The 23143-nt window shown below is 45.9% G+C and carries 19 protein-coding genes; 6 read left to right on the plus strand and 13 right to left on the minus strand.

Annotated elements, in window-relative coordinates:
- Positions 1-32: 32 nt before the first annotated feature.
- On the minus strand, positions 33-227 hold the full coding sequence (locus AAAT87_RS06980) for a hypothetical protein (RefSeq protein WP_089542716.1): 195 nt from the start codon (positions 225-227) through the stop codon (positions 33-35).
- Between the two features lie 149 nt (positions 228-376).
- On the opposite strand from AAAT87_RS06980, the gene AAAT87_RS06985 reads away from it, so the two are divergent.
- On the plus strand, positions 377-1834 hold the full coding sequence (locus AAAT87_RS06985; RefSeq protein WP_349226040.1) for an aminoacyl-histidine dipeptidase: 1458 nt from the start codon (positions 377-379) through the stop codon (positions 1832-1834).
- 38 nt (positions 1835-1872) lie between these two features.
- Entirely contained in the window at positions 1873-2256 is a 384-nt protein-coding gene (locus tag AAAT87_RS06990; RefSeq protein ID WP_349226041.1) for a hypothetical protein, read from the plus strand.
- Between the two features lie 184 nt (positions 2257-2440).
- Here the strand turns inward: AAAT87_RS06990 and AAAT87_RS06995 are convergent, their stop codons facing one another.
- The 7 genes from AAAT87_RS06995 to AAAT87_RS07025 all read right to left on the minus strand — a co-directional run bounded on the left by AAAT87_RS06995 (position 2441) and on the right by AAAT87_RS07025 (position 11244).
- Positions 2441-2986: a sigma-70 family RNA polymerase sigma factor gene (locus tag AAAT87_RS06995; RefSeq protein ID WP_153129695.1), complete on the minus strand. Its 546-nt coding sequence runs from the start codon at positions 2984-2986 to the stop codon at positions 2441-2443.
- A gap of 206 nt (positions 2987-3192) precedes the next feature.
- Positions 3193-5250 (minus strand): molecular chaperone HtpG, encoded by a 2058-nt coding sequence (htpG, locus tag AAAT87_RS07000; RefSeq protein ID WP_295024743.1) that lies wholly within the window; start codon positions 5248-5250, stop codon positions 3193-3195.
- A gap of 274 nt (positions 5251-5524) precedes the next feature.
- Positions 5525-6388 carry an N-acetylmuramoyl-L-alanine amidase-like domain-containing protein gene (locus tag AAAT87_RS07005; RefSeq protein WP_228112810.1) on the minus strand — a complete coding sequence of 288 codons (864 nt, stop codon included), beginning with the start codon at positions 6386-6388 and terminating at the stop codon, positions 5525-5527.
- A complete protein-coding gene (locus tag AAAT87_RS07010; protein WP_295024594.1) occupies positions 6385-7605 on the minus strand; it encodes a DUF4421 domain-containing protein in 1221 nt (406 codons plus the stop codon). Before AAAT87_RS07010 ends, AAAT87_RS07005 begins: the two co-directional genes overlap by 4 nt.
- A 19-nt stretch (positions 7606-7624) precedes the next feature.
- Complete coding sequence (locus AAAT87_RS07015; RefSeq protein ID WP_089542721.1) at positions 7625-8608, minus strand: Gfo/Idh/MocA family protein; 984 nt, start codon at positions 8606-8608, stop codon at positions 7625-7627.
- 110 nt (positions 8609-8718) lie between these two features.
- Entirely contained in the window at positions 8719-9324 is a 606-nt protein-coding gene (gene yihA, locus AAAT87_RS07020) for a ribosome biogenesis GTP-binding protein YihA/YsxC (RefSeq protein WP_089542722.1), read from the minus strand.
- Positions 9325-9411: 87 nt separating this feature from the next.
- A complete protein-coding gene (locus tag AAAT87_RS07025) occupies positions 9412-11244 on the minus strand; it encodes an ABC-F family ATP-binding cassette domain-containing protein (RefSeq protein ID WP_349226042.1) in 1833 nt (610 codons plus the stop codon).
- A 152-nt stretch (positions 11245-11396) separates the two neighbouring features.
- Between AAAT87_RS07025 and rho the strand changes: the two genes are divergently transcribed.
- Positions 11397-13469, plus strand: a complete 2073-nt coding sequence (rho, locus tag AAAT87_RS07030; protein ID WP_295024590.1) for a transcription termination factor Rho — start codon at positions 11397-11399, stop codon at positions 13467-13469.
- 322 nt (positions 13470-13791) lie between these two features.
- Positions 13792-13932: a hypothetical protein gene (locus AAAT87_RS07035; protein WP_295024588.1), complete on the plus strand. Its 141-nt coding sequence runs from the start codon at positions 13792-13794 to the stop codon at positions 13930-13932.
- Between the two features lie 102 nt (positions 13933-14034).
- Here the strand turns inward: AAAT87_RS07035 and AAAT87_RS07040 are convergent, their stop codons facing one another.
- The 5 genes from AAAT87_RS07040 to dapA all read right to left on the minus strand — a co-directional run bounded on the left by AAAT87_RS07040 (position 14035) and on the right by dapA (position 21090).
- Positions 14035-16212, minus strand: a complete 2178-nt coding sequence (locus tag AAAT87_RS07040; protein WP_349226043.1) for a family 20 glycosylhydrolase — start codon at positions 16210-16212, stop codon at positions 14035-14037.
- 46 nt (positions 16213-16258) lie between these two features.
- The gene (locus AAAT87_RS07045; RefSeq protein WP_295024585.1) at positions 16259-17578 is read right to left on the minus strand and encodes a YihY/virulence factor BrkB family protein; all 1320 of its coding nucleotides are present in this window, start codon (positions 17576-17578) and stop codon (positions 16259-16261) included.
- Positions 17579-17682: 104 nt separating this feature from the next.
- Positions 17683-19086 carry a glucuronate isomerase gene (gene uxaC / locus AAAT87_RS07050; protein ID WP_349226044.1) on the minus strand — a complete coding sequence of 468 codons (1404 nt, stop codon included), beginning with the start codon at positions 19084-19086 and terminating at the stop codon, positions 17683-17685.
- 139 nt (positions 19087-19225) lie between these two features.
- Positions 19226-20113, minus strand: a complete 888-nt coding sequence (locus tag AAAT87_RS07055) for an AraC family transcriptional regulator (RefSeq protein WP_254951510.1) — start codon at positions 20111-20113, stop codon at positions 19226-19228.
- 89 nt (positions 20114-20202) lie between these two features.
- Positions 20203-21090 (minus strand): 4-hydroxy-tetrahydrodipicolinate synthase, encoded by an 888-nt coding sequence (dapA, locus tag AAAT87_RS07060; RefSeq protein WP_118311953.1) that lies wholly within the window; start codon positions 21088-21090, stop codon positions 20203-20205.
- A 166-nt stretch (positions 21091-21256) separates the two neighbouring features.
- On the opposite strand from dapA, the gene truA reads away from it, so the two are divergent.
- Both truA and AAAT87_RS07070 read left to right on the plus strand, forming a co-directional pair.
- Positions 21257-22054: a tRNA pseudouridine(38-40) synthase TruA gene (gene truA, locus AAAT87_RS07065; protein WP_233905512.1), complete on the plus strand. Its 798-nt coding sequence runs from the start codon at positions 21257-21259 to the stop codon at positions 22052-22054.
- A 53-nt stretch (positions 22055-22107) separates the two neighbouring features.
- Entirely contained in the window at positions 22108-23025 is a 918-nt protein-coding gene (locus AAAT87_RS07070; protein WP_295024579.1) for an EamA family transporter, read from the plus strand.
- The last annotated feature ends 118 nt before the right edge of the window (positions 23026-23143 follow it).

The following is a 23143-nucleotide window of genomic DNA, read 5'->3' on the forward strand; positions in this document are numbered from 1 at the left end:
TTATTATTATTTATTCCTAAAACTAAAATGATTTAATACGCCTTGTTTGCTTCGCGCGCTTCGCGGTCTTGGTCAACCACACAGTGGATACCCATCTTGCGCAAACCAGGATTGTCGTGAACATGCTGAGAAGAGAACTTACCATTCTTCTTAAAAATCAGCTTCACACTAAATAATGCCATTGCGATAGCAATTATTAACAGACTTAATAACATTAATTTTATCATTTTTATTACCTTTGCAGTGCCTTAGTGCACTTCACGTTGCAAAGGTACGATTTTTCGGGCAAAAAGCAAAAGAAATCTCATAAATAAATGACTTTCTTGATGCAAAAATAACAAAATAAGAGAATAATACATACAAAATAACATTATCAATGGAAAAAAATGAATTAAAACCTGCTCTTGTGTTCGAGCAGTTCGCTAAAATCAACGAGATACCTCGTCCTTCCAAGCACGAGGAGAACATGATTGAGTACTTGAAGGAATTTGGCAAGAGCCATAACCTTGAGACTGTAGTTGATGAGACTGGCAACGTATTGATTCGAAAGGCTGCTACCCCTGGATATGAGAATGCTGATACCATCATCCTTCAGAGTCACATGGATATGGTATGCGACAAACTGGTGGACGTAGAGTTCGACTTCCACAAGGATGCCATCCAGACCTACGTAGATGGTGAATGGTTGAAGGCAAAAGGTACTACCCTAGGTGCTGACGATGGTATCGGATGTGCCATCGAGCTTGCCATCCTCGCAGCCAACGACATCGAGCATGGTCCTATCGAGTGCGTCTTCACCCGTGACGAGGAGACCGGCTTGACAGGTGCAGTAGGTATGAAGGCTGGTTTCATGACCGGCAAGATGCTCATCAACCTTGACTCAGAGGATGAGGGTCAGATTTTCGTATCCTGCGCAGGCGGCCAGACTACCAAGGCTACCTTCCACTTCACCCGCGAAGAGGCTCCAGCAGGCTACTTCTTCATGGAGGCATCCCTGAAAGGTCTCAACGGCGGTCACTCTGGTGATGACATCAACAAGAAGCGCGCCAATGCCATCAAGGTACTAGCCCGCTTCCTCTTCCTGGAGAACGAGAAACTCAATGGTGCCCTTCGTCTGGTAAGCTTCAACAGCGGCAAGATGCATAACGCCATCCCTCGTGATGGCAAGATTGTCTTTGCTGTCAAGAATGAGGCAAAGGAGCTGGTACGTGCAGACTGGAATATCTTCGCATCTGAGGTAGAAGATGAGTTCCACGTAACTGAGCAGTCTATGCTTTTCAACATGGGTTCTGCCGATGCAGCTCCTGTTATCGAGAAGGCTGTAGCCGATAAGTTCATCATGGCTTTACAGGCTGTAGATAATGGTCCACTCACCACCTGTCAGGACGAGGCACTTGCCGAGATGGTAGAGACATCCAGCAATGTTGCCAGCGTGATGACCGACGAGAATAGCATCAACATCGTGGCTTCTCAGCGCAGCAATGTGATGAGCAATCTGGACAACATGACCAACACCGTGAAGGCAGCCTTCCTTCTGGCAGGTGCCGAAGTAAACGTGGGAGGCAAGTATCCTGCATGGAAGATGCGTGCCAACAGCAAGCTGACCGATATTACCGTGAAGAGTTACGAGAAACTCTTCGGCAAGGAGCCTTTGGTAAAGGGTATCCACGCCGGTCTGGAGTGCGGTCTCTTCTCAGAGCGTTATCCAAATCTTGATATGGTAAGCTTCGGTCCTACCCTTCGCAATGTTCACACACCAGAGGAAGCACTTCTGATTCCTACCGTTCAGATGGTATGGGATCACCTGCTGGATATCCTCCGCAGCGTGAAGTAAGAAGAACAGAGTGAATTTATAACAAAGGATATGAAATCATGAAGAAGATACTATTCGTATTGACATTAGGCTTGGTGCTGGTTCTCACTTCCTGTGGCGACCAGCACAAGGCTCAATCACTCGTCAAGGATTTCCTCAATGAAAACCTGGAAAACGAAGATTGTAGCTTTAAACGCTTCAGCCAACTCACTCCTACAGCCATGATCGATTTTAACAGAGTAAAATCTATGCGTCAGGAGATGAACCAGTTGCCATATATGAAAAAGAACATCGACTATAACGATGGCACCTTCCCAGACACCTTAATGTATCTGAGAGCCACCTACCAGTTGACTACTCATGATGGCAAGAAAGAAGAACTCACCCAGACTTTCTATCTTGACAAAGCTTTGACACGAATCATTGCTTTCAAAGAGAACTGATTCTATTTCAAAAAAACTAAAATCAAGAATTTAAGTTTAGATTGTAAAATTAGACAAACATAAAAACAAGGCTGCACTCCTGTCAAAGGGAATGCAGCCTTATTTTCGTGATAAAACCACCACTTATCAGAAACGCTCATACAGAAGATCTGATTCTTATATCAGGCCTCATCTAAACAAGATCTCATCCTGCCAAAGCCTTCTCAACAAAACCACGAACCTTCTTGCGGGCAACACCCAGTTTCTTTTCTGCTTGTTTATATTTCAGATTGAGTACTACCGCAATCTGACGAACCGGCATATCTTCGTAGAGATTCAGACGATATACGGAACGCTGACTCTCTGTAAGCTGAGCAATCCCTCGCTCCAGAATCTCATTCACTTCACGAGCCGAAAAGATAGACTCCACCCCTTCAGAAGAACTGTTTATCCAACAGCCTTTCCTAATAAAATGCTCATACTTCTCATGTTGCTGTCTGCAACGCCAATAATCAATGACCTTGTTCCTTGCCATCGTATAGACCAGACAAGGCAGAGTTACCGGTGATATCATCTGATCCGACTGCAGAAGTCGAACAAAGATATCCTGCACAATATCCTCAGCCTCATCCACAACTTGCAGACGAGAAATCACGAATTCTTTAAGTTCGTCATAATGATTTGCATAATAATCAGCAATGATGCATTTTTTTGATGCAACATCCTGTTCTGATTCAACTTTTTGTTTCATATCAGGTGGTTTTTATCTGTTTATAGTTTATTTGTTTCTTCTATCAAGTAGTGCAAAGGTACAAAAAACAGATAATATCACCAAAGAAAAGAAACAAAAAAAATGTGCTAAATGCCTACATTGAAACATTTAGCACATATCTAGATACGATTTGTAACATTTGATGTTACACTACGTAAAGTAATATACTTTTTATAAAGCAGCAATTACTTGATCATATCCACACTTCTCTTCAGGAAAGCATCGAGAGAAGCCCCCTTCAGCATACCATTCTGCAACAAAGCGAGGTCGATGAGCTGATGAACGATGTTGTTGTTCTTGGCATAACCAGAGATGATATCGTTGCGCTTAGCCTTCTCATCGCTAATAGCCTTCTCTGTGTTGTGAACATCATCCTTCTCCTCCTGGGTAATCTCTTCTGGCTTCTTCTTGCCCTGCTCCTGATGAAGCACAGCGAGACGAGCTTCCTGACCCTTGATTTCTGCAAGGATTGGCTTCAGGCTTTCGGCGGTATTAGCCTCAGCATCCTCCAATACCTTCTTCACCAATGCATGGTCTGAGTTTAATACGATGTTGTAGCTGTCTGGCATCTGACCATAGAAGTTCATACCTGCCTGGAACTGACTCATTGCCTTCATACGGCGCATATACTCGTTCTGAGTAATGAGCACAGGTTGGTTCTGCTCACCCAAAGCCTGAATCTCCACGAAGAACTCTGCCTTGTCGAGCTTAGGCATCTGAGAACGGAACACCTCTGTCAAATTGTCAGACTGATCCTTTGTCAAATCTGTCTTCTTGGCATCTTCCTTCACGATGAGTCGGTCGATGATATCCGCATCCACACGGGTGAAGCGGCTTTTCTCCAACTTTTGCTCCAACATATTTACCATAGGTGTATCGAGCTGACCTTCCATCAGGAGCACAGAGTAACCCTTCTGCTTGGCAGCCTCGATGTAAGAGTACTGCTCCTCCTTATTGTTAGCATAGAGATATACCAGATTGCCATCCTTATCAGTCTGGTTGTCCTTGATCAGAGTCTTGTACTCCTCGTAAGTGAAGTACTTGCCCTCCACATCCTTCAGAAGCGCGAAATCCTTGGCGCGCTCGTAGAAGTCTTCCTGTGAAAGCATACCATAGTTGATGAAGAGCTTGAGGTCATCCCACTTCTCCTCGAATTCCTTGCGGTTTTCCTTGAAGATAGAGTTCAAGCGGTCTGCCACCTTCTTGGTGATGTAGGTAGAAATCTTCTTCACGTTGCTGTCGCTCTGCAAGTAGCTGCGGCTCACGTTCAATGGGATATCCGGTGAGTCGATAACACCATGCAACAAGGTCAGGAACTCAGGAACGATGCCCTCTACCTGGTCTGTTACGAATACCTGGTTGCAATACAGCTGAATCTTGTTGCGCTGCATGTCGATGCTGTTCTTGATGCGTGGGAAGTAGAGAATACCCGTCAGGTTGAATGGGAAATCTACGTTCAGGTGAATCCAGAACAATGGGTCGTCCTGCATTGGATAGAGGGTGTGATAGAACTTCTTGTAGTCCTCATCCTTTAAGGTGCTAGGAGTCTTGGTCCAGAGAGGCTCCACATTATTAATAATGTTATCCTCGTCAGTCTCCACGTTCTTACCATCCTTCCACTCCGTCTTCTTGCCGAAGGCTACAGGCACTGCCATAAACTTGCAGTACTTATTCAGGAGTTCCTCTATCTTGTTCTTCTGGAGGAATTCCTTGCAGTCGTCTGCAATATGGAGAATGATGTCAGAACCACGCTCTGCCTTGTCTGCATCCTCGATTTCAAAAGCCGGTGAACCATCGCAGCTCCACTTTACAGCCTTGCTACCCTCTTTATAGCTCTTGGTGATGATTTCCACCTTGCTGGCTACCATGAAAGAAGAATAGAAACCGAGTCCGAAGTGACCGATAATGGCATTGGCATTCTCCTTATACTTATCAAGGAAGTCGGTTACACCTGAGAATGCAATCTGGTTGATATATTTATCGATTTCCTCCTCAGTCATACCGATACCACGGTCGCTGATGGTCAGGGTACCAGCCTTCTCATCTAGAGAGACACGCACTGTTGTGTCACCAATCTCACCCTTGAAGTCGCCCTGGGCAGCAAGGGTCTTCAACTTCTGTGTAGCATCCACAGCGTTGGAAACCATCTCACGGAGGAAGATGTCATGATCTGAATATAAGAATTTCTTGATGACAGGGAAAATGTTCTCTGTCGTTACACCGATATTACCTTTCTGTGCCATAATTATAATGTTTATTTATATGTTTTACTTTATTTGTTTTTGCTATAGGTTTTACAAATAACGTGCCAAAAAGGGAGAAAAGAACAAAATGGCAGAATAAATCTGACAATATCATCAGAACAAGCAATAAGTCTTAAGGAAAAAAATAAAAAGCCTTAAGGAAAAAAATATTTTCCCTTAAGGGAAAAAACAACTATCCTTAAGGGAAAATATTAAATGTGCAAGACGCCCTATTTACAGGCTTTTCCAACATCAGCATTCATATTCCGAAATTTTATAACACCCTACAAGCTCGGACACCTATCTGAGATGGATGCTTCTGCATATAGGTATAAAGTGTCATCGGTTCATCAATCACTTTTTTGTGGATGCTGCTGGCATTGAGCAGATGTAATCCATCCTTATGCCAGGAAGCAATGCCAATATGCGTGGTGTCCAATCCCTTCTTTCGGGTTATCATCAGAAGGATGTCACCATCCTTGATGGTATTTCTGAAAAGCTGATTGTTACGAATCTCCCCTTTCGGGATATAGCGATAGCGCTTGCCGTTGATGCTCTGCTCCAAAGCACGGATACCCGACTTCCACTGCGGATGAGCCGAAAGCATCTTGTAACTGGATGGATGGGTGGACATCCAGTTTACGTTGATGGTCTGGACTGCAGTGAAGGGAGGATTATTCTGAATATCCTTCACGATACCTTCCTTTACATTATCATCCACCCAGAGGGTGAAATAATGCTGGCGTTTTACATACGCTACCTCTCCGCCGATATAGCGCACATGCTTCAGATGATTACAGAAAGCTGCAAAACTGGTTTCCTGATGCTTGGCACACATTGTCAGTGCGGTCACGATTTCCACGTAGGTAGTACAATCCAGCTCCCTTGTATTCACCACGAGCAGCTCTTCCCGGGTTCTGTCCAAGGTGCCACCCACATAAGGAATACCCACAAACTGCTTTCCAAACCACATCATCCAGTTGGCAGGCTTTTTCTTCATCGCCTTCGCCTGCTGCAGCAAGGATACAATTCGCAAACTATCCTGGCGCTGATAAACCACGCCCGTCTTGGCAAAAGCAGGCATTACCATCAGGAATGCCGCTGCAAAAACTAAAAAACTATGCTTTACTTTCATCATTTTACGTTTTTATATTCTCGTTTCTTTCCAAAGTTCACACCCACATAAATATTGAGCGAACCGAAGGAACTGTTGGTTGAGAAATGATCCTTGTGATAATTATAGGAATGGATGACAGTACTGGCACCTGCATACCAGCGGTCGTTGTTCCATACCACTCCAAAACGGCCGACACCATCAAAGTTGAAATTCTTGAAGTTGAAGTTCTTCAGATCAAACTTATCCTTTTCCGGATCTCCTGATTTAGAGTGATTGTAGGCTAGACCAACAGAAAGGGAGGCATTGAAGAGCCAGTTTTTGGCAAACACCCAGTTATAGCCATATCCCACCGTAGCGGAATAATCGCTATACTTCACCTTCGAGAACATCAGACTGCTATCTATTTTAGCCTCCAACTGTTGCTTGGTTTTCTGATTGAGCCGCTCATCCACTATGGCAGAAAGCTTATCCCAATCCACTTCCAGCTGATGCTGGGTATATCCCAGTCCTACCATCCACGAGCCGGCACTTTTCTTCTGCCTTGTACTTTGAGAGTAAGCTGCTGGATATGAGAACTTACGATGATTAAATATGTAGTAAAGATTCAAGCCTTTAATACTACTCTTAAAACCATCGAAAGATACTTTTCTCAGAGCATCCGTATTGATATGATCACCCAGATTCATTCGCTGAATATGATAATCATTACCCGTCTGGCGCCAGAACAGATCAACACCCAGCAAACTGCTGTACAGACTCAGGTTGAACTCCTTCTTGCTGCTATGATTATCCTTGGTATTGATATGCTTCAGGTCGAGAGTATAACCCAGGAATACCCATCGCCATCCCAGATAAGGTCCCAGGCGCCAGGAAGGATCAGGCGCAAAGGAGATTCGCTGCCCCTCCTTGCCATAGAGGGTATATTCCTCGTAGGTATTGGTATTCTGCAGCATCACCGTATAATTGAAGTGCTGCGGTTCTATATACCTTTCATCTATATTGGAGAACTCTCTAAAGAAGGTGGTGAAGGTCTTACCCAGACGATGAAAGAATGTGCGCTCATGACGGGCACGAATCAAGCTGTCCTGAGTATTACCCTTGAACATCGAAGAATTGAAAAGGGTCTTGATGAGAGATGAATCCTGTCTTACAGGGCATTCCAACGTATCTCGCTCCGCCGCCATCAGTGGCAGCAGAACGAGAAACAGCAGTCCTACTATAATACCAATTTTTCTCATCCCATTTAGGGTATTCTTTCTAATTCTTCCAAAGCACACGATCAAGCACCCAGTTTACCGGGGTAGCAGAAACGCTAGTGCAGGTACAGGTATTGATGCCCTGCAGATGCTCTATCACATTTCTGATGATAGGCAACTGAACATACGGTGGATTGGCAACGGTGATGCTCGATCTGCCCTCGCTAGTTATCAACTCGATAGGCTGATAGGTAAAGACAGAGAAAGAGAGCGAACCCTTGTCGCCAATCACCTCAATACAGTCTTCCTTGGCACTCTCATGGCCCACGAAGCACCAACTGCCGCTCGCCGGAATACCACTTTCGAAGAAGAAACAGGCAGATACCGTATCTTCTGCATCATAAAGATGCGCACGGTTGGCAGGATAACCATGGGCACGGGTGATGACTCCAAAGAGATCCTGCAATAGGTCTATCTGATGAGGAGCCAGGTCGTAAAAATATCCTCCACCGGCAATATCCGGCTGCAATCTCCAAGGCATCTCCTTGCCACTCTTGGTGTCCAGATCACGTGGAGGCACAGAAAAACGAACCTGTACATTGATGACATCACCTATAGCACCACTTTTGATAATCTCCTTTACTTTTTGAAAATAAGGAAGATAACGACGGTAATAGGCAACAAAACATGGCACCCCCGTCTGCTCGCTGATACGGTTGATACGAATACAATCGCTATAGCTTGCCGCCAATGGTTTCTCGATATATACCGGTTTGCCGGCACGCATTGCCATAATGGCGAAGGTGGCATGCGATGATGGTGGCGTAGCGATATATATTGCATTCACATCTGGATCATCGATGAGTTCCTGTGCATCGGTGTACCATTTTCGTATATGATGACGCTCGGCATAACCACGAGCCTTTTTCTCGCTACGGCTCATCACCGCAACGACCTGCGACCCCTCTACCTCATTGAAGGCAGGTCCGCTCTTCTTCTCGGTTACTTCTCCGCAGCCGATAAATCCCCAGTTTATCTGTTTCATCCTATTACTTTTATATTCTGATTTTACCTGAATATTGTTTATCCGGACACGATTATATACCAGAATCCGGCTGAGTATATCTTGACCCAATAGATCCAGACGGCAGGCTTTTACTCTCCTGCCAGTGATTTATTGATTTCGTCAATATAGTCGAGTACTTCATCACGACCCGTCTTCTTCTCACTACTGGTGATGAAGTAAGGAGGAAGTGCCTCCCAACGGTCCTCCAGAGCGTGCATCCATTTCTCGGCATTCATACGAGCCTTTACCGGTCCCAACTTATCCGCCTTGGTAAAGACGATACAGAAAGGCACATTGCTTTCGCCCAGCCAATCCACAAACTCACGGTCAATCTTTTGCTGCTCATGACGCACATCGATCAGAACGAAGACATTTGCCAACTGTGGGCGCTGCAGGATATAACTGCTGATCATCTGCTCCAACTGTTTCTGTACTGTCTTCGAACGCTTGGCGAAACCATAGCCAGGAAGGTCAACCAGATACCATTCATTATTGATGATAAAATGATTGATAAGCAATGTCTTACCCGGTGTAGCAGAAGTTTTAGCCAAACCCTTATGATTGCAAAGCATATTGATGAGGCTCGATTTGCCTACATTACTACGGCCGATAAAAGCATACTCAGCCTTATTATCTTTTGGACACATGCTCACGCGTGGAGCAGATATCGTAAATTCTGATTTCTTGATTTCCATTTTTTCTATTTTCTTTTATAATTATTATTATAGGCAACACACGAACTAATCATAAAGTTCAATATTCAACCGCTCAAAGTTCAATGTCTATAGCATCTCTGACAGTTCCAGCCACCTCATTTCCTTCTCGTCAAGCTCATCCTTGATTTCCGGCAGGCGCTTGCTCTTTTCGGTCAATTCCTCTACCGACAGGGTACCACTGCAAAGGGCTTCTTCCAACTTTTTCTGCTCATCGGTAAGCTTCTCTATTTCCTGGGTCAGCTGTTCATATTCACGCTTCTCCTTATAGCTCATCTTACGCTTGTTCTCAAAGTTGGCATCACGCTTGGCTGTGCCGGCACCATCATTGACAGCCGTATTGTTATTGCCTGCATTTTTAGCCGTAGCTGCAGCTTTTTCTGCTTCATCCTTCTCCTGCAACCTGCTCCAGTCTCTATACTGGGTATAGTTGCCAGGGAAATCCTGAATTTCGCCTTCCCCCTTGAATACCAGGAGATGATCTACCACCTTATCCATGAAGTAACGGTCGTGACTCACCACGATTACGCAACCGGCGAAATCCTGCAGATACTCTTCCAACACCTGCAAGGTCTGGATATCGAGGTCATTGGTAGGCTCATCGAGTACCAGGAAGTTAGGATTTCTCATCAGCACTGTACAGAGATAGAGCTTGCGCTTCTCGCCACCGCTCAACTTATACACATAGTTGTGCTGTTCCTCAGGAGTAAAGAGGAAGAACTGCAGGAACTGCGAAGCCGTCATGTGCTTGCCGTTGCCCAGGTCGATATAGTCGGCTATCTCCGTGATGACATCTATCACCTTCTGGTCTTCCCTGAACTTGAGTCCCTCCTGCGAGAAATAGCCGAAGCGAACGGTCTCGCCAATATCAAACTTACCGCTATCCGGCTGCACCTCGCCCAGGAGCATCTTGATGAAAGTAGATTTTCCCGTACCATTATTACCTACGATACCCATCTTCTCAAATCGGGCAAAGTTGTAGTAGAAGTTATCGAGAATCACCTTCTTCTTTCCTCTGTCATCGAAAGCCTTGCTCACATACTGGCATTCGAAGATTTTCGAACCAATATATACGGTAGAAGCCTTCAATCTTACCTGACGGTCTTCTATGCGCTGCTTGGCTACCTTCTCCAACTCATAGAAAGCATCCTCACGATATTTCGCCTTATGACCACGAGCCTGAGGCTGACGACGCATCCAGTCCAGCTCTCTGCGATATAGATTCTTGGAATGCTGGATTTCTGCACGCAGATTATCCATGCGTTCCTGGCGCTTTTCCAGATAGTAAGCATAGTTTCCACGATAGGTGTAGATGGTCTTATCGTCGAGTTCCAGGATGGTATTACATACCTTATCGAGGAAGAAACGATCGTGCGTAACCATGAAGATGGTCTTGTTGCCACGATTCAGATAACCCTCCAGCCACTCTATCATCTCCAGGTCGAGGTGGTTGGTAGGCTCATCGAGCATCAGGAAGTCAGGCTCATCTATCAGCACATTGGCGAGTGCCACACGCTTCTGCTGTCCTCCACTCAACTGTCCCATCGGCTGGTCCATATTGGTGATATGCAACTGGGTGAGGATCTGCTTCGCCTTGAGCACCTTTTCTGGATCATCCTCATGATTGAAACAAGCTTCCAGCACGCTTTCCTCTGGATCAAACTTAGGAGATTGTTCCAGATAGCCCACCTTCAAATCGCGTCGGTAGATGATATCACCACTCTCATGTCCCTCCTTATCCATAAGGACCGACATCAATGTAGATTTACCCGTACCATTGCGTGCCACGAGTCCCACTTTCTGTCCTTCAGCTATAGAGAAGGATATTTTATCAAAAAGAACCTCAGCTCCAAAGCGTTTGGTGAGGTTTTGAACGTCTAAATACGGTATTTGACTTGCCATTTTCGTTATTTTTGTGCAAAGTTACAGAAAAAATTTGGCAGAAACAAATTTTTTGCTTATCTTTGCACTCGAAAAGTTCAAATACATCTAGTGTTTCCATTGTAGAAACGCTTCATTTCATAGAAAAATCATATAATATACAATATATAATAATGTATAGCAAAGACGAATTATCAGCAAAAAGTGTCGTTCAACTGAAGGACCTTGCAAAAGAAATTGGCGTCAAGATTAAATCTGGCGACAATAAGGAGACGATTATCTATACGATTCTTGATGCTTTGGCAGAGGCATCAGCAGATGGTGCTGCACAAAAGCGTAAACGCACACGCATCGCCAGCAAAAAAGAAGATCGAGTATATTCTGTTCATGGAATCGAGGGAGAAAACTTCGATGTTATGAAAAACCAGGTTAACGGCCCTGCCGCTACTGATACAACCACTGAAGGAGACACTCCACAAGCTATCCCTGCTACCGTTGACCCACTGGCAGCTTTCCCTAAGCACAGAGGGCGCAAGAGCAAGGCAGAACTGGAAGCCATTGCGGCTGCTAAAGCGGCTGCCATCAAAATGCAGCAGGAAGGAATGAAGGCAGCAGATAATACTGCTGAGCTACCAACCGAAAATACAGATCATACAGACAATGCTGAAAGCCCAACAGAGCAGGCTGCTGTTTCTGAGGAAGAAGCTATGGCTACAGCTCTGGCAAGCAATGAGCAGCCAACCGAAGAAGCTCCTGTATCTGACAACCAGGAGACAGAGATTCCTGAGGCGCAGTTTACCGCCGACGGTTCGGGCAATGACAACAGTGAGTTGATTGCCATGCTCCAGGCTAAGATGAATGCTCACAACGAGAACAGTACTCCTGCAGAACCAAAAGAAAACAATACTCCAGAGTCAGCTGTAGCCGAGACTACACCAGATGGTATCTGGTCAGGCGACCCGGGCGATGGCACCGATTTCATTACAGTGGTAGATTTACCTATCGAGGATCAGGCAGCCATGCCTACATACGATATTTTCGACCGTCCAATGACTCTGGCAGCAACTGCAGCACCAGCTTCTGCACAGGCCCCTAAGGAGGTAAGTCAGGAACCGGAATATGATTTTACTGATATCATCTCTGCCAATGGTGTACTCGAAGTACTCTCTGATGGATATGGTTTCCTTCGCAGCAGCGATTTCAACTATCTCTCATCTCCAGATGATATCTACGTAGCTACCAATTTTGTGAAGCGCTACGGATTGAAGACTGGTGATGTCATCCAGTGCCACGTTCGTCCACCACATGAGGGTGAAAAGTACTTTCCACTCACCAGCATCGACAAAATCAACGGTCGTGACCCATCGGATGTAAGAGACCGTGTTCCATTCGAGCACCTCACCCCACTCTTCCCTAACGAAAAGTTTGAGCTCTGCGGTGACCGCCGTACCACCAACCTGAGTACCCGCATAGTAGATCTCTTCTCACCTATCGGTAAGGGACAGCGTGCACTCATCGTGGCTCAGCCTAAGACCGGTAAGACCATCCTGATGAAGGATATTGCCAATGCCATTGCAGCCAACCATCCAGAGGCATACCTGATGATGCTGCTCATCGACGAACGTCCTGAGGAGGTTACCGATATGGCTCGCACCGTGAATGCCGAGGTAATCGCTTCTACCTTTGATGAGCCAGCCGAGCGCCACGTGAAGATTGCCGGTATCGTTCTGGAGAAGGCAAAGCGTATGGTAGAATGCGGTCATGATGTAGTCATCTTCCTCGACTCTATCACACGTCTGGCACGTGCCTATAATACTGTAGCCCCAGCATCAGGTAAGGTGTTGACGGGTGGTGTGGATGCCAATGCATTGCAGAAGCCTAAGCGTTTCTTCGGTGCAGCCCGTAATATCGAGAACGGCGGTTCACTCACCATCATCGCTACAGCCCTTATTGATACAGGTAGTAAGATGGATGAGGTCATCTTCGAGGAGTTCAAGGGTACAGGTAACATGGAGTTGCAGCTCGACCGCTCACTCAGCAACAAGCGTATCTTCCCTGCAGTCAACCTCGTGGCTTCTTCTACCCGTCGCGACGACCTCTTGCAGGATAAGACAACCCTCGACCGTATGTGGATTCTCCGCAAGTTCATTTCCGACATGAACCCGATTGAGGCGATGAACACCATCCACAAGAGTATGCAGCAAACCCGCAACAACGAAGAGTTCCTCATTTCCATGAACTCATAACGATAAATGTCACACAAAAAAGAGTCCAGTAAGTCCATTCATACTTACTGGACTTTTTCTTTCTATTTGATAGGTAAAACAGAGCATCTCTGTACATAAAAAGCCAGATTGCAGATTCGGCATATAAGCATGACAGCAATACCGGGAATATACTATAAAAATGTCATTTTCATCACATATCTGAAATAGTTGATACAGGTCAAAAAATACTTGTTGCATTTATATTTCTTAGCATAAAATGCCGTTATTTGATAAAAAAGTGTTAACTTTGCACTCGTATTAAGGAATAACAGTAACAAAAATTTAAAAAGATTTAAAGATTATGATGACTATTTTTACAATGGCAGTAGCCGCAGTTATGTTTTCAGGTATGGTACTTTGCATGGGTATGTTCTTGAGAGACGTAATCAACTCAATCCCGGAAATGACTAATATGAGCCACTCTGTTTGTTTGAGCAAGTAAAAATAGAAATCTCTATTATATTTTTACAGTGAGAGAGATTTAAATATGAGAAAGGGCAAGCTCCATTTTTGGAGCTTGCCCTTCTTGCTTTCCAGTTCATCATTAATATTCCATAGAGAAGGTGATGCCTCTTCTCATCATATCCTTCACGGTTGGCTTCAAGCGGGTCAGGAATCCCTCCCATGAACGGTTCTTCTGGAAACTCCAGCCTGCCTCAGCCAAAGCCAGCGAACGAGGATAAGCCTGATAGTAGATACGCTCTGGCGAATTGATGCACTCGCTCCAAAGGGTTCCGGCTACACCGAAGAGATTGTTCTTCTCAAACTCCTCGCCCATACCCCAGGCAGGATCCAGGCTATAGGCTGCCTTCAGAGATGTTACAGGCATACCCCAGTTTACCTCAGGCATATCGCCCTTTGCCATCGGATAATCAAAATAGCAATGCTCTCCAGGACAAAGCAGGATACGGGCATTGTTCTCTACAGCCGCTACCAATGCTTCCTTTGTCAAACCGGCACGCCAGGCAAAGGTAATACAACCTGGCTGAATCTTCTTGAAATCGGTCTCATACCAGAACATTGGAGTCTTGTGATACTGGGTACGAAGCAGATCTATCACCTTGTCAAAGAGATAGCCCTGCAACTTCCAGTTCTCAGAACGGTCGGTTGTGGTAATACCCAACTTTTTCTTCAATGCCTGGCACTTAGGGCAATAGGTCCAGCAATCGAGCGCAGGATTTCCTGCCTCATCACCACCCAGATGGATATATTCAGAAGGGAAGATATCTGCCAACTCCTTGAATACATTACCCAGGAACTCATAAGTGAAGTCATTACCCGGACAAAGCAGCTCATCCGATACACCGCAGGTGGTACGGATAGGTTTCTGAACACCCTGACAGGTCAACTCTGGATAAACACTGATGGCAGCTACCTCGTGACCAGGCATCTCAATCTCAGGAACCACCTGGATATGATACTTGGCACAATATGCCACGAAGTCGCGCATCTGCTCCTGGGTATAATAGCCCTTGATAGGCATCAGCATATCGTCCATTCCCCATCGGCTACTTGCCTCGGCGGTGAGTCTAGGATATTTCTTGATTTCGATGGTCCAAGCCTGGTCATCTACGAGATGGAGATGAAGCATATTCAGTTTATAGCGGGCCATCTCCGGAACAAAAGCCTTCAGATCCTCGTATGGAACGAAGATACGGCAAGGATCCACCATCAACTCTCTCACATGGGTACGAGGCTGGTCTTTCAATGTTAGCTGCGGGATAGCATCACAACCTACCTTAGAGGCGTCGCCACGGAGCAACTGGTCGAAAGTCATCAAACCATAGAAGACACCAGCAGCAGTCTTACCCTTGATTACTACTCCCTTCTGCTGCACATTCAGGGTATAAGCCTCATTGTCTGCCAGTGTCTCGTCCAGGGCAAGCGTCATAGTGAGCTGTTCGCCTTTTTTCAAATCCTTATGCTGCTCTACCCGCTCCTTCAGGATTCTCTCGGCATGTTCCTGCTCATTGCCAAGCCCATCGGCAGCAACGATTTTCCAGTTTCCTGCCACCTGCAAAGGTGCCGCCTTGGCATTTACATTCAGATCCATCGGAGTAGGAATCAGACAAGCCTCAGGATTGCAGACTGCTCTCGCCTGTTTCACCTCACCGAAGAAGTGGTTCCATCCCGGAGCCTTGCGATAGAGTTTTTCGCTACCTCTTGGCATCACCAGTTTCACGCCTCGCATATTCATGCCCGAAAAAGCAGTAGAAGCTGCCTTTGGCGGAATCTTGGAATTCACCTTGATGACCTTTACGCCTTCCAGATTGGCAAAGGCAAACTCTCCCAACTCCGGCGTTCCGTCTATCGTGATGTTTTTCAATGCCTTGCAACCAGAAAAGGCTGCAGCTCCCACTTTCGTCACGCTCTTAGGAATCACTACATCCTGCAGATTGTCGCAGGCAAAGAAAGCCTGACTACCAATCTCCTGCAACTGGTTTGGCAGGATGATACTCTGCAGATGATGACGGGAATGAAAGGCATTCTTTGGAAGAACGGGACAGGTAGCCTCGCTCAAGTCAAGAGTTCTCAATTGCCAGCACAAGTCACGAAGCTGTCGGAAATCCGAATTTCTCGTGGTTGTTAATGTTCCTGTCAATTTCAGGTTAATAGCAGCCGATTTTTTCTCAGCATTGAGGTCCTTCATATTGGCGACGTTCTGCGCCGACAACGAGGTTGCCAACAATGCAAAAACTGCAAAAGAAATCATTTTACTCATACTCTAATGGCTTTTAAAGGTTTATATACTATTATTCAAATTAATATTAAACAAAATTAATATTCTTGCCCTTTTCTACAAATTCAGCATTCAGGACATCTATGTCTTTCCATTTTTCCCCGTCAAGGTTCTGCTCAGCAAGTCCCACAACATCAGCCCCATAGGTAAAGAGTCGCTCTATCATCGCTCCATAGGTAAGATGATCGATCTTCTCGATTGGATGCAGGATGATCGATTCCTCGAAACTACCCTTCTTCCCGCTTCGGATTTCCACCAGTAGCCTTGCCTGCAGCAGATCCTTCACGGCGTGATTGATGATCTGCTGCGGAATCTTCGTCACCTCATGGATATCTTTCGGCGTAAATGCCTGCTCACCATCATTGAAGCGATGACATACCTGATGCATCACCACAGCACAGACCTTAATACGCTGTTCCAACTTCACATGGTCGTACTTCAAGTCCAGATCATAATGATGCAGGTTCTGGTTGGTATAGCAGAGCAAGGCACCGAACACTACGATTGCCCACGAAATCTGGAGCCACAGAAGAAACAACGGAATGGCGGCGAGCGAACCATAGATTACGTTATAGCTCGAAAGGAATACCTGCAGGTAAATATATCCATACTGCAATGCCGTCATACTGATGCCCGCCAGAAGCGAAGGCACCAGCGTACTGCGAAACCGGATATAGGTATTAGGTATCACGCAATAGCAGAACACGAAGAATAGGAACATCGGCACAAATGCAGCTACATGCAGGATGAAAGCCGGGATAGTCTCTCCCATATCAGCAATCCTATCCACATCATCTATCACATTCACTGTCCATACATTAAAGAAAGAGGCGAAGAGAATCATCATACCCAGTCCGAAAAGAATGGTAGGATATTCTGTCACGATCTGCTTCCACGAACGCTCACCCGTATGCCAGATATCATCAAAGGTGAGCTCTATCTTCTGCATCAGTGAGATGATGGTATAGAGAAACATCACAATACCCGTACCGATGATATAATTGCTCTGCGTGTTCTCGATATAATTGTGAACGAAATTTACGATAGTCTGAGCCACAACGGGTTGCGCCTCGAAAGTGGTAGATAGCCACGACTCCAGCATAGCCGTATAACCGAAACCGCGGGCTATGACAAACATCATCGCCATGAATGGAATCAATGCCATAAACGAGGCAAAGGTCAATGCCGCCACATCCCTGGCCCACATATCCTTGATATAGAAGATACGACCGGCGAGCATACCCATCTTGAGCCAAGATTTCATCTTGCCTCGAAAATCCTGGATATTCGAAGAATTCAACTCCCTGATATCCTCGTAGAAACCTACTATTTTATCTATTAATCCCATAAACTCTGGTTTTTTGTTATCAAGCAACAAATCCCCTCACAACACCCAGAAGATGCCGTGAAGGGATTTGTCTTAGAATTTTGCTAATCAGATTCTACTACTCTTTAGTAGAACTTGAAGTAGTTGCGAGCGTTGTTGTAAGAGATGTCCTCTACCATGCGAGAGAGGCTCTCCATATCGTTAGGAAGCAAGCCCTTCTCTACATCATTGCCGAGGAGGTTGCAGAGCAAACGACGGAAGTACTCGTGACGTGGATAACTGAGGAATGAACGTGAGTCGGTCAACATACCTACGAAACGGCTCAGAAGACCCAATACAGAAAGTGCGTTCATCTGACGGGTCATACCATCGAGCTGATCATTGAACCACCAGCCAGAACCGAACTGAATCTTGCCTGGGCAAGAACCATCCTGGAAGTTACCGAGCATAGTAGCAATAACCTCGTTGGCGCATGGGTTCAAAGTATAAAGGATAGTACGTGTCAACTTGCCTTCCATATTCAATTCATTGAGGAAGCTGCTCATAGCCTTAGCGGTAGTAAACTCACCGATAGAGTCGAAACCGGTATCAGCACCGAGCTTGTTGTACATCAATGTATTGTTGTCACGGATAGCTCCATAGTGGAACTGCTGTGTCCAATCTGCAGCGTGATCCATCTCAGCGCAGACTTTCAGGAATGCATGCTTGTACTGACGAATCTCGAGAGCAGAAAGCTGCTGTCCACGCATAGCCTTAGCGAAGATAGTCTCAATCTGAGAATCTGTGTATGGCTCATCGTAGAACTCCTCGATACCGTGGTCGCTCAACTTACAGCCATTCTCGGTAAAGAAGTCGTGACGCTTCTGGAGAGCATCAACCATATCCTTGAATGTAGTGAGGGTAACACCAGCTACCTCACCGAGCTTATTCATATATTCAGCAAACTCAGGCTTCTCGATGTTCATAGCCTTGTCTGGACGCCAAGCTGGAATCATCTTGATCTCGAAACCGCTCTCGCGTGTCTGCTTGTGGTAACTGAGATCATCGATAGGATCATCTGTTGTACAGACGCACTCTACATTATAGTGACGCATCAAGCCGCGAGCGCTGAACTCAGACTGCTGCAACTTCTCATTACACTCATCGTAGATCTCACGTGCAGTCTTAGGGCTCAACTGCTTGTCAATACCGAAAGCTGTCTTGAGCTCCAGGTGTGTCCAGTGATAAAGAGGGTTACGGAAAGTATATGGTACAGTCTCTGCCCATTTCTCGAACTTCTCCCAGTCGCTGGTGTCAGTACCTGTGCAGAAACGCTCATCTACACCATTGGTACGCATAGCACGCCACTTGTAGTGGTCACCACCGAGCCAGAGTTCTGTAAAGCTCTTGAACTTGTGATCATTCGCAACCATCTCAGGGATGAGGTGGCAGTGATAATCGATGATTGGCATCTTAGCCGCATGATTGTGGAAAAGATCCTGCGCTGTCTTGGTGTCAAGCAGGAAGTTTTCATCCATAAATTGCTTCATAACTGTATAGTAGTTTTTAAATGTTTATTTATTTGATAATACTAATGATGACGCAAAGATACAACAAATATCCCAAAAAGAAATCGTTGAAGGGAAATATTTTTGATTATTTCACTTAAACGATTACGTTGTGCGTTTTTTATACGATAATTCTGGTCTTATGATAGTTCTCTCTGAACTCACTTGGCGAGCACCCCTTCTTCTTCTTGAAGATGCGATTGAAGTTACTGAGGTTATTGAAACCGCAGTCGAACCCAATCTCACTGATGCTTTTGGCTGTATCCACCAGCATTCTGGCGGCATAGCCCAGACGGAGGTCGATAATATACTCCGAGATGTTTCTGCCCGTATGGAGCTTGAAGAATCGGCTGAAGGCACTCGAGCTCATACCCGCCAGCGAGGCGAGATCCGGCAAACGGAGTTCATCCATATAGTTCTTCGAGATATAGTTCTTCACCTTCAGAATACGGCGGCTGTCATCCTCCACCGCTACCTTGGCATAACTGCTCGATGCCAGGGTTCTCGCATTCTCACACTTCGACAGTTCATAAAGAATGGTGAGAAACTGCTGCACGGCATAAAAGCCATCCTTCACCGTACTCAGGGTATCCAGCAAATGATATACCTTCATTATCGCCTTCAGGGGAAAGCAAAGTCCTTTCTTCGCCTCCTGCATCATACGTGTAATGCTGGCATACGGATTTCTGCCAAAGAGAGTCTCCTCACCCATACTGAAATCAAACTGGATGGTAATCTCACGGATGTCTTCACTGCGACAGACGTTCTGTTCCCATACGTGTTCCAGATCAGGCGATGTGATGAGACAGAGGTCAAAGTCGCCAATTACCTCCTGAGAATCACCCACAATACGCTTTACCCCCGCCGCATTCTCCACAAAATTGAGTTCGAACACCGAATGATTGTGTATCGGATAGGTAAACTCCTTCTTATGCCTGTCGGCAATGTAAAGCACATCCTTACCCATCAGCGGGGTAATCTCATGTATGATTCTTCTGTCTTCAGCCATAATGTATAGTGATTAATGATCAGTGATTAGTTATCAATGATTATTCTATGCGTGTAATAATCAATAATAACTAATCACCAATCAATATATTAAATATTCAAAGTTCTGAGGATTTCACTCATCTTCTGCTTGGTAGCGATACGGGTAGGAACTAGCGGCAGGCGCAGCTCGTTTTCGATAAAGCCCATATCATTGAGCAATGCCTTCACACCGGCAGGATTACCATCTACGAAGAGAAGGCTGTAAAGCTCTGTGAAGGAATGATGAATCTTGCGGGCTGGCTCGTACTCACCACGGAACTCCAGACGGATCATTCTGCTGAATGCCTTTGGCAGGGCATTACCGATGACAGAAATCACACCGGCAGCACCACTCGCAATCATAGAGAAAGTAAGGGCATCATCACCGCTGATTACTTCGAAATTATCCGGCTTGTTCTTGATGATCTCATCTACCTGCTCCAGACTACCACTCGCCTCCTTCACGGCTACCACATTAGGGAAGTCGCGGGCAATGCGGCAGGTAGTTTCCGGCTTCATATTGATACCGGTTCTGCCAGGTACATTATAAAGTACGATAGGCAGCGGACTAACCTGTGCGATGGCCTTGAAGTGCTGATACAAACCTTCCTGGGATGGCTTGTTATAATAAGGACAGATGCTGAGGATGCCATCGATGCCACTCCAGTCGCTATTCTTGATTTCCTCAACGACAGCAGCAGTATTGTTGCCGCCACAATATTTCAATATCTTGACGCGACCCTTGTTCACGTCTTTCACCAATTCTGTAATCTTGTCTTTCTCTTCCTGGGTCAGGCAAGGAGCCTCACCAGTTGTTGCAAGGATGCAAAGGAAGTCTGCACCATTGTCAATTTGGAACTCTACCAATCGCTTGAGCGACTGATAATCTACCGAACCATCGGCCTTAAAAGGAGTAATGAGGGCAACACCAAGGCCCCTAAATATATTCTGTGCCATAATCTAAATAAACAAAATCGTTGGCAAAAGTACACAATTATTAGCATATTGCAAAATAAAATCGCAATTTTCTTTCAAGATTGTACCATTTTTGAAAATATTCTGTATTATTATACCATATTTCACGTTTTTTTAGTAACTTTGCAGTCGTTTTAAGTGAAAAGCAATGAGATATTTTATATTCTTTGGTTACGACGGAACCAACTATCACGGCTGGCAGATTCAGCCCAATGCCAATTCGGTGCAGCAGGAGTTGCAGCGCGCCCTTTCCATCCTTCTCAGAAAGGAGATAGAAGTGGTGGGAGCCGGAAGAACAGATACCGGGGTGCACGCCCGGAACATGGCAGCGCATTTTGACTGGAATCCGGAAGAGAAAGTTTCGGAAGAGAAAGTTTCGGAAGAAAGAATCCCAATGGCCCTCGACCAGCTGGTGTATCGTCTGAACAGAATCCTGCCACGCGACATTGCCGTCTATGAAGTTCGGGAGGTAGATGCCGAGATGCATGCCCGCTTCTCTGCCACCTCGCGTACCTATCATTATTATATCCATACGCGCAAGGATCCCTTCGAGCGCCACTATTCGCTGCAGATGAACTACCCGCTGGATTTCGAAAAGATGAACCAGGCGGCGCAGCATTTCCTGCATCACGAAGACTACGCGGCTTTCTGCAAGGCAGGCGGTGACAACAAGACCACCATCTGCCACGTGTCGGCTGCCAGATGGGTCCAGACCTCCCCTACCACCTGGTATTTCGAGATTACAGCCAACCGTTTCCTCCGAAACATGGTACGTGCCGTAGTGGGCACCCTCATTGATGTAGGCAGGGGCAAGATCACGATGGAGCAGTTTCTCGACATCCTGCACAACGGAAGCCGCAGTGATGCGGGCGAAAGCATGCCAGGCAACGCATTGTTCCTGGAAGACGTGGGGTATGATTTCAAAGATGAAATGATTAGATCATAAAAGATTAGAAACACAAAGGCGCGAGCCTCATTCAACAATTAACATTCATAAAAATGTGGTTAGTATTAGCATTTCTCTCAGCAGCGCTGCTGGGATTCTATGATGCCTTCAAGAAGAAGGCACTTTCAGGTAACGCAGTGATTCCCGTGCTCTTTCTGAACACGCTTTTCTCATCGCTCATCTTCCTGCCGTTCATCATCTTGAGCTATACAGGAAATTCGCTGGATGGAACCATGTTCCATGTAGCTGAAGGCGGATGGGAAGTTCACAAGTACATCGTGATCAAGAGTTTCATCGTATTGAGCAGCTGGATTTTCGGCTATTTCGGCATGAAGCATCTGCCGCTCACCATCGTGGGTCCTATCAATGCCACCCGTCCGGTAATGACACTCGTGGGTGCCCTGCTGGTTTACGGTGAGATACTCAACCTCTACCAGTGGATTGGTGTCATTCTTGCCATCATTTCCTTTGCCATGCTTTCACGCAGCGGAAAGAAGGAGGGCATCGACTTCAAGCACAACAAGTGGATCTACTTCATCGTACTGGCTGCCGTGCTCGGTGCCGTGAGTGGTCTCTACGACAAGTATCTGATGGCTCCACCTGAGAATGGCGGTGTGGGATTGGATAGAATGATCGTACAGAGCTGGTACAATATCTACCAGTGCTTCCTCATGGGAGCCATGCTCCTGATGATCTGGTGGCCAACAAAGAAAAACTCCACTCCATTCCATTGGCACTGGAGCATCATCTTCATCAGCATCTTCCTCTCGGCTGCCGACTTCGTATATTTCTATGCGCTCAGCCTGCCGGGTGCCATGATCAGTATCGTGAGCATGATCCGCCGCGGTTCGGTCATCGTCAGCTTCCTCTTCGGTGCAGCCATCTTCCACGAGAAGAACCTCAAGGCGAAGTTCGTGGATCTCCTCCTCGTCTTGCTCGGTATGCTCTTCCTCTACTTCGGAACGAAGTAAAAGTTCTATGCCAGCACGCCCTGAAAGGGCAGAAGCTCCTAGCCCAGGGAGGTCACTGAAAAAGGTACCCGTTTAAAGTTGCATAGTTTGTTTTTGAACTTTAATTCTTGTCCAAGAA

It is taken from the genome of Segatella sinensis (genome assembly GCF_040095255.1).
Classification (GTDB): Bacteria; Bacteroidota; Bacteroidia; order Bacteroidales; family Bacteroidaceae; genus Prevotella; species Prevotella sinensis.

Bases quoted from the DNA above. Each gene is read 5' to 3' on its own strand.
- AAAT87_RS06980 (WP_089542716.1), bottom strand. From the start codon at position 227: ATGATAAAATTAATGTTATTAAGTCTGTTAATAATTGCTATCGCAATG.
- AAAT87_RS06985 (WP_349226040.1), top strand. From the start codon at position 377: ATGGAAAAAAATGAATTAAAACCTGCTCTTGTGTTCGAGCAGTTCGCT.
- AAAT87_RS06990 (WP_349226041.1), top strand. From the start codon at position 1,873: ATGAAGAAGATACTATTCGTATTGACATTAGGCTTGGTGCTGGTTCTC.
- AAAT87_RS06995 (WP_153129695.1), bottom strand. From the start codon at position 2,986: ATGAAACAAAAAGTTGAATCAGAACAGGATGTTGCATCAAAAAAATGC.
- htpG (WP_295024743.1), bottom strand. From the start codon at position 5,250: ATGGCACAGAAAGGTAATATCGGTGTAACGACAGAGAACATTTTCCCT.
- AAAT87_RS07005 (WP_228112810.1), bottom strand. From the start codon at position 6,388: ATGATGAAAGTAAAGCATAGTTTTTTAGTTTTTGCAGCGGCATTCCTG.
- AAAT87_RS07010 (WP_295024594.1), bottom strand. From the start codon at position 7,605: ATGAGAAAAATTGGTATTATAGTAGGACTGCTGTTTCTCGTTCTGCTG.
- AAAT87_RS07015 (WP_089542721.1), bottom strand. From the start codon at position 8,608: ATGAAACAGATAAACTGGGGATTTATCGGCTGCGGAGAAGTAACCGAG.
- yihA (WP_089542722.1), bottom strand. From the start codon at position 9,324: ATGGAAATCAAGAAATCAGAATTTACGATATCTGCTCCACGCGTGAGC.
- AAAT87_RS07025 (WP_349226042.1), bottom strand. From the start codon at position 11,244: ATGGCAAGTCAAATACCGTATTTAGACGTTCAAAACCTCACCAAACGC.
- rho (WP_295024590.1), top strand. From the start codon at position 11,397: ATGTATAGCAAAGACGAATTATCAGCAAAAAGTGTCGTTCAACTGAAG.
- AAAT87_RS07035 (WP_295024588.1), top strand. From the start codon at position 13,792: ATGATGACTATTTTTACAATGGCAGTAGCCGCAGTTATGTTTTCAGGT.
- AAAT87_RS07040 (WP_349226043.1), bottom strand. From the start codon at position 16,212: ATGAGTAAAATGATTTCTTTTGCAGTTTTTGCATTGTTGGCAACCTCG.
- AAAT87_RS07045 (WP_295024585.1), bottom strand. From the start codon at position 17,578: ATGGGATTAATAGATAAAATAGTAGGTTTCTACGAGGATATCAGGGAG.
- uxaC (WP_349226044.1), bottom strand. From the start codon at position 19,086: ATGAAGCAATTTATGGATGAAAACTTCCTGCTTGACACCAAGACAGCG.
- AAAT87_RS07055 (WP_254951510.1), bottom strand. From the start codon at position 20,113: ATGGCTGAAGACAGAAGAATCATACATGAGATTACCCCGCTGATGGGT.
- dapA (WP_118311953.1), bottom strand. From the start codon at position 21,090: ATGGCACAGAATATATTTAGGGGCCTTGGTGTTGCCCTCATTACTCCT.
- truA (WP_233905512.1), top strand. From the start codon at position 21,257: ATGAGATATTTTATATTCTTTGGTTACGACGGAACCAACTATCACGGC.
- AAAT87_RS07070 (WP_295024579.1), top strand. From the start codon at position 22,108: ATGTGGTTAGTATTAGCATTTCTCTCAGCAGCGCTGCTGGGATTCTAT.